The following is a 15,732-nucleotide window of genomic DNA, read 5'->3' as shown; positions in this document are numbered from 1 at the left end:
CGGCGGCCAGGATTTGGGGCAGGACGGTGAGGGCGCGGTGCAGATCTGCGTCGTCCAGGCCCAGGTGGGTGACCAGGCGGGCGGTGCGCGGGCCGAGCACCGAGATCAGCACACCCTCGGCCCGGGCGGCGGCGGCCAGCGCACGCGCGTCCAGGACGTGCTTGGTCAGGTCCAGCGCGACCAGGTTGGTACGGACCGTGGTGGCCAGCACACCGAACGGCGCGACCGCCTCGGCCAACCGGGCCGCCTTCGCGTGATCGTCGGCCAGCCGGTCGATGTGGTGGGCGAGCGCGTACCGGCCGGCCGCGGCGAGGATGCCGGCCTGCCGCATGCCGCCGCCCATCCGCTTGCGGATCATCCGAGCCCGTTCGATCTTCTCCGCGCTGCCCACCACCAGGGAGCCGACCGGCGCGCCGAGGCCCTTGGAGAGGCACACCGACAGCGTGTCGAAGAGCCGGCCGTACTCGATCAGCGGCACCCGGTCGGCGACGTGCGCGTGCCAGATCCGGGCGCCGTCGCAGTGCAGCGCGAGGCCCGCGTCGTCGGCGACCGCGCGCAGGTCCCGCAGGGTGGCCAGCGGGATCACCCCACCGCCGCCGCGATTGTGGGTCTGCTCGACAGCGATCGCGCGGGTGGGGACGGCGAAGTACCCGTCCGGCCGGATCATCCCGGCCACCACCTCCGGGTCGATGTCCGCGCCGACCGCGGGCCAGGTCCGCGAGGAGATGCCGCCGTACGCGGCGGCGGCCCCGATCTCGTACGTGACCACGTGCGCGTCGGCGTCGCAGAGCAGCTCGTCGCCGGGCGGCACCAGAAGTTGCAGGGCGATCTGGTTGGCCATCGAGCCACTCGGGGCGAACAGCGCCGCCTCGTGCCCGAACAGCGCGGCGACCTCGGCTTCGAGGGCGTTGACAGTCGGGTCCTCGCCGTAGACGTCGTCACCGACCTCGGCGGTGGCCATCGCCTCCCGCATCCCGGGGGTGGGCCGGGTCACCGTGTCGGATCGCAGGTCAACAAGGTCAGCCACGCAACATCTCCGCTACCAGGAAGGCCAGTTCCAACGACTGCTGGGTGTTCAGTCGTGGGTCACAGGCGGTTTCGTACCGGTCGGGCAGGTCGAGATCCTCGATGCCCTGGGCGCCGCCGAGACACTCGGTGACGTCCTCGCCGGTCAACTCGACGTGCAGGCCACCGGGGTGGGTGTCCAGCCCCCGGTGCACCTCGAAGTAGCCGAGCACCTCGTCGACGATCCGGTCGAAGTGCCGGGTCTTGTAGCCGTTTGACGACTCGTGCGTGTTGCCGTGCATCGGGTCGCACTGCCAGACCACCTTCGCGCCGGCGGCGGTGACCTTGGCGACGATCGGCGGCAGAGCGTCGCGCACCCGGTGGTTGCCCATCCGGCTGATCAGGGTGAGCCGGCCGGGGATGTTGTCCGGGTTGAGCTTCTCGCACAGCTCGATCGCCTCGTCCGGGGAGGTGGTCGGGCCGAGCTTGACGCCGATCGGGTTGGCGATCCGGGAGATGAAGTCGATGTGCGCGCCGGTGATCTGCCGGGTGCGCTCGCCGACCCAGAGGAAGTGCCCGGAGAGCCCGTACGCCCGACGGTCGGAGACCCGGGTGAGGGCCCGGTCGTACTCCAGGGCCAGGGCCTCGTGGGAGCAGTAGAGGGTGACGGTGCGCAGCGCCTCGTCGTCGGTCATCCCGCAGGCCCGGATGAAGGCCAGCGCCCGGTCGATCTCCCGGGCGATCGCCTCGTAGCGCTCCCCCGCCGGGGAGTTCTTCACGAAGCCCTTGTTCCAGTCGTGCACCGCGTGCAGGTCGGCGAGCCCACCGGCGAGGTACGCCCGCAGCATGTTCATCGCCGCCGCCGAGTTGGCGTACGCGCGGATCATGCGCTGTGGGTCGGCGACCCGGGCGGCCGGGTCGGCCTCCAACGAGTTGATCATGTCGCCGCGGTAGGCGGGCAGGCCGCGGGCGTCGGTGGGCAGCGAGCGTGGCTTGGTGTACTGGCCGGCGACCCGAGCGACCTTGACCACCGGCAGCGACGCGCCATAGGTGAGCACGATCGCCATCTGGAGCAGGGTGCGGGCGTTGGCCAGCAGGTGACTCTCGGTGTTGTCGGCGAACGTCTCGGCGCAGTCACCACCCTGGAGCAGGAACGCCTTGCCCTCGCAGACCAGGGCGAGTTTCTGCCGAAGCTGGTCGACCTCGTAGGGCGCGACGACCGAGGGCACGGTGTCGAGGACCTTGCAGACCTCGGCGACGGCGGCCGGGTCGGACCACGGCGGGACCTGCTCGCGGGGCAGCTCCCGCCAGCGGTCCAGGCCGAGCGCGGCGTCCTCGGCGGAGTCGACGGTCGGGCGGCTGGTCTGCAGGCCCGGACTGCCCACTCCGGGATGGCTCAGCTGGTGCCACTCATGGCGCATGACGGAAAGCGTACGGCGACCGTCGCGGTGCCCGGGCGGCGAGGGGGACGGTTCCGGCAGATGGGAGATCAATCCGCCGGGCGCCGGTCAGGACGCGGGCGAGGGGACCAGACCGTTCGGCTGTGGGCTGGCGACCGCCGCGTCGTCCGGCGTCTCCCCGGCGATGCACCAGTCGCTGCCGTCGCGGGTGACGGTGAACACCAGTGGCCGGACGACTGTGCGTTTGCCGACGCGGACCGAGACCGAGACGCTGACCTCCTGCCCGAGCGGACCGGACTGGACGCCGGTGATGGCCGCCTCCGGCACCTGGAAGTGATCGGCGAAGTCACCGTTGGGGCTGGTGGCTCCCAGGTCGAAGCCGTCCTGCAACAGGGCGCAGAGCTGGCTGCGGCCGGCGGCCACGTCCTTGGCGGTCATCGCGTCGAGGTACGCCTGCACGCGCTCACGGGAGCGGGTGGCGGCCTCATCGGCGGGCACCCGGGCCGGCTTGGCGGCCGACTCCTCCTCGGCGTCCCCGCCGCCGATCCCGCAGCCGACCAGTGCGACCGGCAGCAGCACCAGCCCCGCGGCGGTCGCCGCCAGCCTGCGGTGGGTCGGGCGCATGATCACCTCCGTCGACGGTGCCATCGAGACGTGCCGAGCCGCGAGTCTGCCACATGGGGCGGGCCGATCCCAACGGCGGCGCCGGCCGACGCTGGGCGTCGACCGGGCCGCTGTGGCACGGGCGGAAGGGGCGGTGCGGGCCCCTTCCCGCCGTGTGGGTGGTGCGTCGGCGCTCGGCTCAGCCGAGACCGCCCTTGATGGCGCCGATGAGCTCACCGTTGCTGGTGTCACCGGAGAGCTCCCAGAAGAACGCGCCACCGAGGCCCTGGTTGTTCGCGTACGTCATCTTGCCGTTGATGGTCGACGGGGTGTCGTAGCTCCACCAGTTGCTGCCGCACTTGGCGTACGCGGTGCCGGCGATCGTGCCGGTGGCCGGGCAGGTGTTCTTGAGGACCTTGTAGTCCTCGATGCCCGCCTCGTAGGTGCCCGGTGCCGCGCCGGTGGCGCTGCCGCCCGGGGCGGCCTGGGTGACCCCGGTCCAGCCCCGGCCGTAGAAGCCGATGCCGAGCAGCAGCTTGTTGGCCGGGACGCCCTTGCTCTTGAGCTTCTGGATCGCCGCGTCCGAGTTGAAGCCCTGCTGCGGAATGCCGGTGTACGAGGTCAACGGCGAGTGCGGCGCGGTCGGACCCTGCGCGTTGAACGCGCCGAAGTAGTCGTAGGTCATCGGCATCAGCCAGTTGAGGTTGCCGATCGCGCCGGCGTAGTCGGTAGCGTCGATCTTGCCGCCGTTGCTGCCGTCCGCGGTGATCGCGGCGGTGACCAGGGCGTTGGACCCGAACTTCGACCGCAGCGCGCCGATCACGTTCTTGAACGCGTTGGGGCCGCTGCTGTCACAGGTCAGGCCGCAGGCGTTGGGGTACTCCCAGTCCACGTCGATGCCGTCGAAGACGTCCGCCCAGCGCGGGTCCTCGACCAGGTTGTAGCAGCTCTCGGCGAAGGCGGCCGGGTTCTGCGCGGCCTGGGTGAAGCCGCCGGACCAGGTCCAACCGCCGAACGACCAGATCACCTTGAGGTGCGGGTTCAGCTGCTTGAGCTTGCGCAGCTGGTTGAAGCTGCCGCGCAGCGGCTGGTCCCAGGTGTCGGCGACGCCGTCCACGCTGTCCGCCGCGGTGTACGCCTTCTCGTAGTCGGCGTAGCTGTCACCGATGGCGCAGCGGCCGCCGGTGGTGTTGCCGAAGGCGTACAGGATGTGGGTCAGCTTGGCGGCCGAGCCGCTCGTCTGGATGTTCTTGACGTGGTAGTTGCGCCCGTAGACACCCCACTCGGCGAAGTAGCCGACCACCTTCTTGGCACCCGGGTTCGGCGGCGGGGTGGTCGGCGGAGGGGTGGTGGGCGGCGTCGTCGTCGGTGGCGTGGTGGTCGGCGGAGTCGTGGTCGGCGGGGTCGTCCCGCCGCCGCACGCGGCACCGTTGATGGTGCAGTTCAGCGGCGCCTTGTAGGCACCGGTGCCGTTGTAGCCCCAGCTGAACGAGGCGCCGGGGGCGATCGGGCCGCCCCAGCTCTTCTTGACCGCGACGTAGTGGTTGCCGCTGCTGGTCACGTCGGCGTCCCAGGAGCTGCTGATCGTGGTGCCCGACGGCAGGTCGAACTCGATGCGCCAGGTGGTGACGGCGGCGCTGGAGCCGTTGGTGACGGTCACCCTCGTCTCGTGACCGGTCCCCCAGTCCTGCGCCTTGGTGAAGGTGGTGGTGACCGTGCCGGCGCCGAACGCGGTGGTCATCGGCACCGCTGCGACGGTCACGGCAACCACGGCACCGGCCCAGAGGGCCCGGCGGAGCGATCTTTTCATGAGGCGTCTCCCGAACTGTTAGGAAACTTTCCAAAAGAGATTGGTGAGACGGTACTCACGGTGTCATCACTTCGTCAAGATGCGCATGTTTCGATTTCTCCTGGTGCACGGAGTGCCCCCGCGCCCCGGCCCGACGCCCCGACAGCCGCCACGTAGCCTCGGACCATGACCGTCTTCGACATCCCGATCGACGCCCTCAACGGCGGCCCGGTGGACCTGGCCCGCTACCGCGGCAGGGCGCTCCTGGTCGTCAACGTGGCCTCCCGCTGCGGCCTCACCCCGCAGTACGCCGGCCTCCAGTCGCTCGCCGACAGCTACGCCGACCGTGGCCTGGTGGTGCTCGGCGTGCCCTGCAACCAGTTCGCCGGGCAGGAGCCGGGCAGCGCCGCCGAGATCAGCGACTTCTGCCAGGTCACCTACGGGGTGACCTTCCCGCTGACCGAGAAGGTCGACGTCAACGGCCCCAACCGGCACCCGCTCTACACCGCGCTGGTGAACACCCCGGACGCCGACGGGCACGCCGGAGACATCCGGTGGAACTTCGAAAAGTTCCTGGTGGCCCCGGACGGCACTGTCGCCGCCCGCTTCGCCCCCACGGTCACCCCGGACTCCGACGACCTGCGCGCCGCGATCGACAAGGTCCTCCCCGCCTGACAGCCGGTGATCAAGAGCTTCACGTCGGCTCAGGGCCCGCAAACCTCTTGATCACCGCTCGGCGGACGGGGGTCGGGGGGCCAGGGGGAAGCGCCACTGGGCTGCGTTGGCGACGGGGATGTAGCCGACGGCCTGGTAGATGTGGTTGCTGGTGGGGTTGGCCCGGTCGGTGTAGAGGGTGCAGGTTGTCGCGCCGGCGCTCAGCGCGTACTGGCTGACGTGCGCGACGCAGCCACCGGCGAAGCCGCGCCCGCGCCGCTCGGGTGGCGTGTAGACACCGCTGACCCGGACCACGCCCGCCACCGGCCGGCTCAGCCACGCCACCGAGACCGGCGCGCCGGCCCACTCCCAGATCCAGAGCAGATCCCCGTGCGGCAGCCGGGCGTCCACCTGCCCGGACAGGTCCAGCCGCCGGTCGGGGGTGACCTCCGCGGCGTACGCGCCGCCCAGGCCACCAGCAGGTCACGGTCCGCCGCGGTCGCCGGTCGGGCGTGTCCGGGTACCCGGGTCGGCGGCCGGACCGCGTCCAGCTGGAAGATCCGCTGCGCCGTTCCGGGTACGGCCAGCCGTCCGGCGCGATCGGCGTACCACCGCGCGAACTCCACCACGGCCGGGACCGGGCCGTGCACCTCGACCAGCGGCGGCGCCGCCCGGACGAAGTGCTCGGCCAGCGATCGCGCGGCCGCCACCGGCACCGCGCCGAGCAGCGGCCCGCGCGGCGGCGTCCACACCGCCGCGCCCACCGTCACCCCGCCGTCGACCACCCGCACGAACCGCTCGTCACCGGAGAGTGGCACGTCACCGGAGAGCCGGTCGGCGACGAGCGTGAGCAGTACGTTGTGCAGGACGGGCTCGCGGCGCAACCAGGCGCCCGCGGTGCCGGCGAAGGCCGCGAGATCCTCGACGAGACAGCGCATGCCCGGCAGTGTGCGCAGCCGGCCGGCGGCGCGGCAACCGGATAACCCACCAGCCCGGTCGGGAATTCGTCGCGGGTGGACGGAGTTGGGAACGAGCATGACAACTGTGGGACTGATCGGCAGCGGCAACATCGGCGGCACCGTGGCCCGGCTGGCGGTGGACGCCGGTTACGACGTGGTGCTGAGCAACTCGCGCGGCCCGGAGACGTTGAAGGAACTCGTCGACGAGCTGGGTGGGCACGCCAGCGCCGGCACCGCCCAGGACGCGGCACAGGTCGGCGACCTGGTGGTGGTCAGCGTGCCGCTCAAGGCGTACCGCGCGGTGCCCGTGCAGCCGCTGGCCGGCAAGGTCGTCATCGACACCAACAACTACTACCCGCAGCGCGACGGGGCGTTCCCGGAGTTGGACTCGGGCGAGATCACCAGCAGCGAGTTGCTCCAGCGGCACCTGCCGGACGCGCGGGTGGTCAAGGTCTTCAACAACATCTACTTCAAGGGCCTGGCCGCGCTCCCTCGGCCGTCCGGCGCCGCCGACCGCAGCGCGCTCGCCGTCGCCGGTGACGACGCCGCCGCGAAGGCCGAGGTGACAGCGTTCCTGGACCGGATCGGCTACGACACTGTCGACGTCGGTCCGCTGGCCGAGGGGTGGCGCTACCAGCCGGACACCCCGGCGTACGGCACGCTCTACTCGGCCTCGCCTACCGACTGGGAACACCCGGCACCGTGCGGTGTCGAGAAGTTGCGCGCCGCCCTGGCCGCCGCCACCCGCTGAGCACCGCCGCCGCCCTCCGGCGACCGCCTACCGGGCGGTAGCGCGGAGGGCGGCGGCGAGTTCGTCGTCGTAGCTGGCGATCGGCTGGCCGTCGGCGGCGTACGCGACAAGTCGCCCCTGAGCCATGGTCGCCGCCCGGAACGAGAACGTCCGGATGCCCGGGTAGGCGGCGAGCAGCGGGATGATCCGGGGCGCCCCGCCCGGGGCGGAGTAGTACGCCAGGCGGTCACCTGCGCGGAGACCACGCCGTTGACCCGGACCTTGGTCTTCTCGGCACGGGTGTCGAAGGTGACCGGCGCGTCGGTGGCGTACCCGGCGCAGTCGGCGGGCCCCCGGCAGACGAAGAAGTACCGGGGGTTGACCACGTCGTCGAGGGTGTACGCCTTGAAGGTCGGGTCGGCACCCGCCGGCAGCGGCTGCACGGCGAAGAACGCGACCGCCACCGTTGCCGTGACGCCCACCCGCAGCCAGGCACGCCCGCCGTTTGGTCGTCCGCTCGCCCGCTGGGCGGCGACGGCGGCACCGCCGAAGCCGACCAGGCACAGCAGGCACACGCCGACGGCGCGGGCGTTCTCGAACAGGAACTGCACGCCGGGTCGGGTCGAGATCGGGCCGAGGACCGCGCCCAACGAGACCACCGTGGCCGCGAGCAGCGCCACGCCGGCGGCCCGCTGGGCGATGCCGGACGCCCCGATCAGCAGCATCGCGGCGAGCACCGGCCATACCTGGTGGTGGGTCCAGGACACCGGCGAAGCGGCCACGGTGGCGCAGCCGACGAGCACCGCGGCGTGCCCGGGCCGGCCCTGCCCCGTCAACTGGCGGGCCCGCAGCAGCGCCACCGCGCAGATCAGCGCCACCAGGCCCGCCCAGAGCAGGGGCAGCGTCGGCTCGTCGACGCCGACCCGCAGCAACATCCCGTGCAGCGACTGGTTGCCCAGCGAGGCCAGATTGCCGATCCGCGAGGTCTGCCGGACGGCCTCGGTCCAGTACGTCCAGCTCTCGGTGGGCAGCACTACCGCGCCGAGCCCCGCGCAGGCCAGGAACGTCCCCGCCGCCCGGCCGGCGTCGCGATAACGGCCCGTGGCGAGGAAGTAGACCACGAACAGCAACGGGGTCAGTTTGATCGCCGAGGCGATCCCGACCAACATCCCGCGCAGCCGGGGCGGCACCAGGCCCATCCCGTCTACCAGGGCCATCAGCACGATGAAGATGCTGACCTGGCCGAAGCGCAGATTGCTCTGCACCGGCGCGGAGAGCATCAGCACCGTGGCCGCCACCGCCACCACGAGCGGTCGCCGGGACTGCCGGGTGGTCAGCGCGGCACCTACCGCCCCGGCGACGGCGACGACCGCCAGGCACGTCGCCACCAGCCAGATCCCCCGCAGTACGCCCTCACTCACGGCCGTGATCGGGCCCAGCACCAGTGCGGCGAACGGCGGATAGGTGAACGGCCCGCCATTCGCCGCCACGTACCCGTACAGCGGCCGGCCAGCGTGCAGGTCGGTCAGCGCCCCGTAGTAGATGTGCAGGTCGGAGAGGCGGTCCGGGCGGTTCAGGACGAGCACACAGGACACCAGCGCGACGACGACGAAGGCCGTCCACGCCAGCGCCACCCGGCGATCCCGCATCGCCCGAGGATAGGCGAGCACAGCCGCTCCCGTCGGCCCCTGCCTCGCTCTCCGACGGCACTTCGGCGGGCCCAGGTGTCACCGGCAACCTGCGGGGTGGCGGCGGGGACAGGGGCACCCCCGACGGCGCGCCATGGCAAGAAACATCGACGTGGCAACTTGCGTCGTAGTCCCGTACACGGGACCCTTTCTCTCTGGGTTGCAGCCCGCTCACCGAACGTGCCCCCGGAGGCGACATGCACACGCTCCGTACCGTGCCCCGCCGGCTGCTGGCCGGCACCGGCGCGCTCCTGCTCAGCACCGCACTCACCGCCGCCGGCACGCCCGCACCGGCCAGCGCCGCGGACACCGTCGGCTACGTCCGGCTCGCGCACCTCTCCCCCGACACCCCGGCGGTGGACGTCTACCTGGCCGCGCCGGACGCCCCGCAGCCGCAGGTCTTTCCCGGCGTCGGCTACGGCGTGGTCTCCGACTACCTGAAGCTGCCACCGGGCCGGTACGCGGTGGCGATGCGCGAGGCCGGCGCGCCCGCCAGCGATCCTCCGGTGCTCACCACCGAGGTCGCCGTGACCAGCGGCAGCGCCTACACGGTGGCCGGGGTCGGCCGGCACGCCGACCTGGGCCTGCGGGTGCTCAACGACGATCTCAGCGCCCCCACCGACGGCCGCGCCAAGGTGCGGGTCGTGCAGGCATCCGTGCGGACCCCGGTGCTGGACGTGGCCGCCGCCGACGGTCCGATGATCGCCGACGGGGTGCAGTTCGCCACCACCACCGAGTACCAGCAGGTCGAGCCGGGCAATTGGCGGCTGCGGCTGACGGGTGCCGGCGGGCCGAGCACCGACGCGGAGGTGCGGCTCACCGGCGGCGCGGTCTACTCCCTGTTGGTGCTCGACGCGAAGCAGGGCGGGCTCACCGCCGAACTGCGCCGCGACGCCGAGGGTGGCACCGTCGTCCCGGCCGGTGGGGTGGACACCGGCGCCGGTGGCACCGCCGGGGGCGGGCTCGGCCGGTACCCAGTGATCACCGGCGGTCTGGCCGGCGCGGCCGGGGTGGTGGTGTTCATCGAACGCCGGTCCGCGCCCGTGCTGGTGCAGGGCGGCTACGACCCCGGGCGCAGTGCCGGATACCTCTTCGCCGGCTTCGCCGCGGTGGCCGTCCTCGGTGGGTTGTTCGGTGCGATCCGGGCGATCCGTCGGCTGGTCGGCCGCTACCGGCCGGTGGCCGATCCGGCCCTTCGCCGGGGTGCGGTGGCCGCGGTGGTCACCGCCGTCGCGCTTGTCGTCTCCACGGTGCTCGCCACGCTGGCCGGCGTGCTGCTCGCCGCCAACGATCCCGGGCCGGTGGCGCCCACCTCGGGGTTGGACTGGACGGTGCTGGCGATCGGCGTGGCCCTGCTCGCCGGGACCAGCGCGTACGGGCGTCGGGGCGGTGTGTGCGGCACCGTGCTGGCGGTCAGCCTGGTCGCCGTCTTCCAGGTGTACGCGCCGGAGCGGGGCTGGACGTTGAGCAACTGGGCGGTCGGCGGGGCAGCGCTCGGCGTCGGTCTGCTGGTCACCCGGCTGGTCGAGACGTTCGGGCGGCCCCGCGCGGGTAGCAGCGCCGACCGGCCCGAGCCGGTCAGCGACGGCACGATCAGCTCGGGTTGGACCACGCCGCAGCCGCAACCGGCCGACAACTGGCCTCCCGCGCTGCCGACGCAGGCCGCACCCCAACCGGTCGACCCGTGGCGGGACCAGCGGTGGGAGGACAGCCCGCGCCGGTGGGACAGCGACGAACGGTGAGCCGCGTCGCGTCCGCCGAGCCGGAGCTGATCTCGACCGTTAGGCTCGGCGACATGACCGACACACCTGCCGCCACCCCCGGCGGAGCCTCGTTCGAGGAGCTTGACGCGCTGTCCACCGAGGAGCTGCGGGAGCGGGCGTTCGCCCTCGCCCGGGAGCGGCGCGACGTGGGGTTCTACTGGTCGGTGCTGCGCCACCTGCCGAACGCGGACGAGGCCACGGTGCTGGACGGCGCGCCGAACTCGATCGGCCCGACCATCGACGAGGCCAACGCGCTGTGGCGCGAGCTGACCGGTCACGGGTATGAGGAGGCGGCGCCGCTGCTGCGGGCGGCCTTCATCGACTACCTGATGAAGCACTGAGCCGCTCGGGGCAGTCCAGGTCCGTCCGAGCGACCGGTTCGGGGTCTGGGCGTATCTCGTCGCTCCTGCACCGTTCCGGCCCGGTCGGCCGTTACGGCACGGCGGCCGGCACCGGCGCGCTCGCCGTGTTGCTGCTGGTCGGCATCGCTGGCAGCCCGGCGTTCACCGGCTGGGCCGGCACGCAGACCGACCCGGAGTCCGCCGCCGCGTTCTACGTGCGCCTGCTCGCCTGGCCGGCCTGGCGGCTCGACGCGGACGGGCAGGCCGGCGGGTTGTTCGCCGCCGACCTGCGGGCCGTGCTGGTGGTGGTCTTCGCGGTGGGTCTGCTCTACCTGTTGCCCGCCGCCCAGGTGGCCCGGGTGCCCGGCTCGGTCAGTCAGTTCTTCTCCGGCTGGGCCGCGTACGTGCTGGCCGCCGGGCTCGCCGCCGTGCTCGCGGCGCTGCTCGGCCCGACCCCGTCCCTGCTGGGCGCTCTACAGGACGCCAGCACCGGCGCCGGTTACGGCTTCCTCACCGGGTGGATCATCGGCACCGCCAGCCTCGGCGGCCGCGCCTGACCCGAGGGTCGACCAACCCTGAACGGGTCAACTCGTCGGGCGGCCGAGGTCGAGCAGGCGCTGTCGGGTGAGCGTGCCCACCGGTCGGCCCGAGTCGGTCACCACGAGCTGGTCCCGCCCGGAGGTGAGCAGCACCGCCAGCGCGTCGTACGCGGAGCCGTCGAGTGCGACGGTGGGCAGGTCCGCCGCGGCGTCGCCGGGCACCGGCTCGAGCGACCCCCGGTCGAGTGGGGTGACCGCCAACCGGCGGATGCCCCGGTCGGCGCCGACGAACTCGCGGACGAACGGGGTGGCGGGCGCGCCGAGCAACGCGGCCGGCGTGTCGTACTGCTCCAGGTGCCCGCCCTCGGAGAGCACCGCGATCCGGTCGCCGAGCCGGACGGCCTCGTCGAGGTCGTGGGTGACCAGCACGATCGTCTTGCGGACCTCGGCCTGGAGGCGGAGGAACTCCTCCTGGAGCCGGGCCCGGACGATCGGGTCGACGGCCGAGAACGGCTCGTCCATCAGCAGCACCACCGGGTCGGCGGCGAGTGCGCGGGCCACGCCGACCCGCTGCCGCTGGCCGCCCGACAGCTCGTGCGGGTAGCGACCGCCGAACTCGGCCGGCTCCAGCCCGACCAGGTCGAGCAGCTCGTCGACCCGGGCCCGGGTCTGGCTCTTGGGCCAGCGGAGCAGACCCGGCACGGTGGCCACGTTGGCCCGGACCGTCTGGTGTGGAAAGAGGCCGACATTCTGGATCACGTAGCCGATTCGGCGGCGCAGCGACACCGGGTCGACGTCGGTGACGTCCTCGTCGCCGAGGGTGATCCGGCCGCCGGTCGGTTCGATCAGACGGTTGATCATGCGCAGCACTGTCGACTTGCCGCAGCCGGACGGGCCGATCAGCACCACCAACTCGCCGGCACGGACGTCCAGGCTCAGCTCCCGGACGGCTTCGGTGCCGTTCGGATAGCGCTTATGGATGCCCTGTAGCGAGATCGACGCCGCACGAGGGGATCGGGCCACGTCGGTAGCCTCCGGGGTAACGTCCACGTATGTCCTTCCGCCTGAGCTACCGGGCCGACCCGGGTAACCCCTGGTTCTCCTGGCAGTACGTGCGGGACAACTCTGACACGATCCTGGCCGCGGTGCGGGAACACGCCTCCCTCACCGGGCGGGCGGTGTTGATCGCGGTGTTGATCGCGGTGCCGCTGTCGGTGCTGGCGTACTGGGTCCGCCCGCTCGCCGGTCCGATCCTCGCCGTCAGCGGGGTGGTCTACACCATCCCGTCGCTGGCGCTCTTCGCGTTCATCGCGCCCTACCTGGGCACCGGAACGACCACGGTGCTGGTCGGATTGGTCCTCTATGCGCTGCTGCTGATCGTGCGCAACGTGGTGGCTGGCCTCAACCAGGTGCCCCCGGAGGTTCGCGAGGCCGCCGAGGGCATGGGTTACGGCAGGTGGGGTCGACTGTTCCGGATCGACCTGCCGCTGGCGCTGCCCGGCGTCGTGACCGGCGTGCGACTGGCGACCGTCTCGACTGTGGCGTTGGTCACGGTCGGGGTGCTGGTCGGGCATGGCGGCCTCGGGCAGTTGATCTTCGCGGGGTTCCAGAACAATCTCTACAAGGCCGAGATCATGACCGCCACCCTGCTCTGCGTGGCGCTCGCGGTCGTGCTCGACCTGCTGCTCATCCTGGTCGCCCGGCTGGTGACCCCGTGGTCCACCGGGAGGGCACGGTGACCGTCGCGGCGAACCCGGTCGGCCAGGCCATCGTCTGGATCAACGACCCACTGAACTGGACCAACCCCGGCGGCATGCTGGACCGGCTCGGCGAGCACCTGACCATCTCCGCCCTGGCGGTGGCGCTCGGCTGCCTGGTGGCCTGGCCGCTCGGCCTCTGGCTGGGGCACGTCGGCAGGGGTGGCGGCGTGGTGGTGCTGGTGTCCAACGCCACCCTGGCCATCCCCACCCTGGCGCTGCTGACCATCCTGCCGGTGGTGTTCGCCAGCGGGTTCGGGAAGACGCCGGTCGTGGTGGCGCTGGCCGTCTTCGCCGTCCCACCGTTGCTGGCCAACGCGTACACCGGGGTGCGGCAGGTGGACCCGGAGGCCCGCGAGGCGGCCCGTGGCATGGGTCTCTCCGGTGGCCAGCTGCTGCGCCGGGTGGAGTTGCCGCTCGCGGTGCCGTATCTCGCCGCCGGGTTCCGGACCGCGGCGGTCCAGGTGATCGCCACCGCGGCGCTGGCCTCGTTCGTCAACGGCGGTGGCCTTGGACAGATCATCCGGACCGGGTTCGGTCTGGGTATCGCGGCCGGCGGCGGCCAGATCGTCGCCGGCGGTGTGCTGGTGGCCGGGCTCGCGCTGCTGGCCGAGGTGGTCCTCGGCGGCGTCGAGCGACTGGTCACCCCCCGACCGCTGCGGCGCGGACGGCAGCGGCTGGGTCGGCCCCGGCCGGCCGACGCCACCGGAAACGCCTGACCCGTCCGGGTGAGCCGGCGTCGACCTGGCGACCCACGCCGGTCCGGTCGGTGACGATGCGGTGACGAAGTCCACCTCAGGTTGTCGGTCGGTTGCGGAGCATGTTGGGTGGATATTCGCGGGTGGCCGACAGTCAGGATCGCCCGTCGGACACGCGGCCGGCCCGGGACGGGTCGCGCCGGGACACGGAAGGCGGGCGGCACATGCGCGCACGTACACGTCTGGCGATCGGGGCGGTAAGCGCCATCGCCGGAGCGGCACTCCTCACCGGTTGTGGTGACGCCGGTTCGTCCGGCACCGACGCACCCAAGCCGAACGCCTCCGGCGCCGGCTGCGCACCGGTCGCCGGGCAGCAGCTCATCGCGTTGCAGGACGACAAGAAGCTGCAGAACTCGGACAACGTCATCCCCGCTGTCAACAGCAAGGCGGCCAACCCGCAGCTGATCGCCGCGCTGGACAAGGTCTCCGCCGCGCTGGACACTCCGAAGTTGATCCAGCTCAACAAGGCCGTCAACGACGAGCGCAAGACCCCCAAGGTGGCGGCGGAGGAGTTCGCGACCGCCAACAACCTCACCGCGGGCATCGCCAGGGGGTCGGGCGGCGACATCACTGTGGGCGCCGGCAACTTCGCCGAGAGCCAGATCCTGGGCGAGCTGTACCGGATCGCGCTCACCGCCGCCGGCTACCAGGTCAAGGTGCAGCAGATTGGCAACCGGGAGCTCTACGAGCCCGCCCTGGAGAAGGGCGAGATCCAGGTCGTCCCGGAGTACGCGGCGACCATGGCCGAGTTCCTCAACACCAAGGCCAACGGTCAGAACGCCCAGCCGGTCTCGTCGCCCGACATCAACACGACGGTGTCCGCGCTCAAGCCCGAGGGCGACAAGGTCGGCATCACCTTCGGTGCCCCGGCGGCGGCCCAGGACCAGAACGCCTTCGCGGTCACCCAGGCCTTCGCCGACAAGTACGGCGTTCGCACCCTCTCCGAGTTGGCCGCGAAGTGCTCCGGCAGCGCGACAGTGCTGGGCGGCCCGCCGGAGTGCGAGCAGCGCCCGTTCTGCAAGCCGGGTCTGGAGAAGACGTACGGGCTGTCGGTGGGCAAGTTCTCCTCCCTGGACCAGGGCGGACCGCTGACCAAGAGCGGTCTGCGCGACGGTTCGATCAGCGTGGGCCTGATCTTCTCCTCGGACGGCGCCTTCGCCACCAGCTGAACCTCCCCACGAGCGTGCTGAGGACGCCCCCGCCCGGTCCGGGCGGGGGCGTCCGCGCGTCCGGGGACCCGTTCCCTCCGCTGCCCATCCTCGGTAGGCTGCACAGCCATGCCAGCCCCGGTCACCTCTGACGTCCGGCGTCAACCACCGCTGCTGACCATGCTCTTCTGGGCGGGCGTGGGACTCGCCCCGGTGGCGGCGCTGATCCTGCTGGTCGCCGACGGCAACGGCCCGCTGCGCTTCGCCGCGGTGCTCGCCATCGTCGCGGTGGTGTTGATCGGCCTCTCCATCGCGTTGCGACCGGACGGGGCGGGCGACTCGGCGCGGACCGACGAGCTGCTGGACGAGATCGAAGGGCTCCGCCGGGAGCTGCGCAGCGAGATCGTGGCTGCCGCCCAGCGCGGCAACCAGGCGCTCGACCAGGCGCAACGGGCCCAGGAGGGTATTGCCGCGCTGAAACGTCGACTCGACGCCAGCAGTGCAGCCCTCGCCGGTGCCGCCGCCGTCGAGCCACCGGGTGCCGGCCGGGCGAGGGTGCCGGCCGAGGCCGCCGGTGGACGACGCGCCGGTGGCCCGC

At 72.3% G+C, this 15,732-nt stretch carries 16 protein-coding genes and 1 pseudogene; 9 read left to right on the top strand and 8 right to left on the bottom strand.

The window, feature by feature from the left end:
• The 4 genes from JM949_RS24515 to JM949_RS24500 form a co-directional block, all read right to left on the bottom strand.
• Nucleotides 1–973 (bottom strand): threonine aldolase family protein (locus JM949_RS24515; protein WP_238433804.1); only part of this gene is annotated, 973 nt, incomplete at its 3' end.
• Nucleotides 974–1,019: 46 nt separating this feature from the next.
• Nucleotides 1,020–2,426, bottom strand: a complete 1,407-nt coding sequence (locus JM949_RS24510) for a class II 3-deoxy-7-phosphoheptulonate synthase (protein ID WP_203150658.1) — start codon at nt 2,424–2,426, stop codon at nt 1,020–1,022.
• A gap of 87 nt (nt 2,427–2,513) precedes the next feature.
• Nucleotides 2,514–3,029: a hypothetical protein gene (locus JM949_RS24505; protein ID WP_203150657.1), complete on the bottom strand. Its 516-nt coding sequence runs from the start codon at nt 3,027–3,029 to the stop codon at nt 2,514–2,516.
• Between the two features lie 178 nt (nt 3,030–3,207).
• Nucleotides 3,208–4,818: a glycosyl hydrolase family 18 protein gene (locus JM949_RS24500; protein ID WP_203150656.1), complete on the bottom strand. Its 1,611-nt coding sequence runs from the start codon at nt 4,816–4,818 to the stop codon at nt 3,208–3,210.
• Nucleotides 4,819–4,983: 165 nt separating this feature from the next.
• Here JM949_RS24500 and JM949_RS24495 point away from each other — a divergent pair, with 165 nt between their 5' ends.
• Complete coding sequence (locus JM949_RS24495) at nt 4,984–5,472, top strand: glutathione peroxidase (protein WP_203150655.1); 489 nt, start codon at nt 4,984–4,986, stop codon at nt 5,470–5,472.
• Nucleotides 5,473–5,523: 51 nt separating this feature from the next.
• On the opposite strand, the gene JM949_RS24490 is transcribed toward JM949_RS24495, so the two are convergent.
• Nucleotides 5,524–5,796 carry a GNAT family N-acetyltransferase gene (locus tag JM949_RS24490; protein WP_309232309.1) on the bottom strand — a complete coding sequence of 91 codons (273 nt, stop codon included), beginning with the start codon at nt 5,794–5,796 and terminating at the stop codon, nt 5,524–5,526.
• Nucleotides 5,784–6,389, bottom strand: a complete 606-nt coding sequence (locus JM949_RS24485; RefSeq protein WP_203150653.1) for a hypothetical protein — start codon at nt 6,387–6,389, stop codon at nt 5,784–5,786. The genes JM949_RS24490 and JM949_RS24485 overlap by 13 nt, the downstream gene beginning before the upstream one ends.
• Before the next feature lie 97 nt (nt 6,390–6,486).
• Here JM949_RS24485 and JM949_RS24480 point away from each other — a divergent pair, with 97 nt between their 5' ends.
• On the top strand, nt 6,487–7,161 hold the full coding sequence (locus tag JM949_RS24480) for an NADPH-dependent F420 reductase (protein WP_203150652.1): 675 nt from the start codon (nt 6,487–6,489) through the stop codon (nt 7,159–7,161).
• Here the strand turns inward: JM949_RS24480 and JM949_RS24475 are convergent.
• Complete coding sequence (locus JM949_RS24475) at nt 7,074–8,789, bottom strand: glycosyltransferase 87 family protein (RefSeq protein ID WP_203150651.1); 1,716 nt, start codon at nt 8,787–8,789, stop codon at nt 7,074–7,076. The two genes, JM949_RS24480 and JM949_RS24475, sit on opposite strands and share 88 nt — an antisense overlap.
• Before the next feature lie 236 nt (nt 8,790–9,025).
• Between JM949_RS24475 and JM949_RS24470 the strand changes: the two genes are divergently transcribed.
• From JM949_RS24470 to JM949_RS24460, 3 genes are all read left to right on the top strand, one after another.
• Nucleotides 9,026–10,570, top strand: coding sequence for a DUF4397 domain-containing protein (locus JM949_RS24470; protein WP_203150650.1), 1,545 nt, complete (start codon nt 9,026–9,028; stop codon nt 10,568–10,570).
• A 53-nt stretch (nt 10,571–10,623) separates the two neighbouring features.
• A complete protein-coding gene (locus JM949_RS24465) occupies nt 10,624–10,932 on the top strand; it encodes a hypothetical protein (RefSeq protein WP_203150649.1) in 309 nt (102 codons plus the stop codon).
• Between the two features lie 125 nt (nt 10,933–11,057).
• Nucleotides 11,058–11,489 (top strand): hypothetical protein, encoded by a 432-nt coding sequence (locus JM949_RS24460; protein ID WP_309232308.1) that lies wholly within the window; start codon nt 11,058–11,060, stop codon nt 11,487–11,489.
• 27 nt (nt 11,490–11,516) lie between these two features.
• Here JM949_RS24460 and JM949_RS24455 read toward each other — a convergent pair whose 3' ends face one another.
• Entirely contained in the window at nt 11,517–12,521 is a 1,005-nt protein-coding gene (locus JM949_RS24455; RefSeq protein WP_407664814.1) for an ABC transporter ATP-binding protein, read from the bottom strand.
• 2 nt (nt 12,522–12,523) lie between these two features.
• Here JM949_RS24455 and JM949_RS24450 point away from each other — a divergent pair, with 2 nt between their 5' ends.
• The 4 genes and pseudogenes from JM949_RS24450 to JM949_RS24435 form a co-directional block, all read left to right on the top strand.
• Nucleotides 12,524–13,210: an ABC transporter permease gene (locus tag JM949_RS24450; RefSeq protein ID WP_203150647.1), complete on the top strand. Its 687-nt coding sequence runs from the start codon at nt 12,524–12,526 to the stop codon at nt 13,208–13,210.
• Nucleotides 13,207–13,947: an ABC transporter permease gene (locus tag JM949_RS24445; protein ID WP_203150646.1), complete on the top strand. Its 741-nt coding sequence runs from the start codon at nt 13,207–13,209 to the stop codon at nt 13,945–13,947. The genes JM949_RS24450 and JM949_RS24445 overlap by 4 nt, the downstream gene beginning before the upstream one ends.
• A gap of 203 nt (nt 13,948–14,150) precedes the next feature.
• Entirely contained in the window at nt 14,151–15,155 is a 1,005-nt protein-coding gene (locus JM949_RS24440) for a glycine betaine ABC transporter substrate-binding protein (protein WP_203150645.1), read from the top strand.
• Nucleotides 15,156–15,263: 108 nt separating this feature from the next.
• Nucleotides 15,264–15,732: pseudogene (locus JM949_RS24435) on the top strand (hypothetical protein); the annotation flags it as partial.

It is taken from the genome of Micromonospora tarensis (genome assembly GCF_016803395.1).
Classification (GTDB): domain Bacteria; phylum Actinomycetota; class Actinomycetes; order Mycobacteriales; family Micromonosporaceae; genus Micromonospora; species Micromonospora tarensis.
Note: the sequence above shows the minus strand (reverse complement) of the source record. Positions and strands in the feature narration are given on the sequence as shown.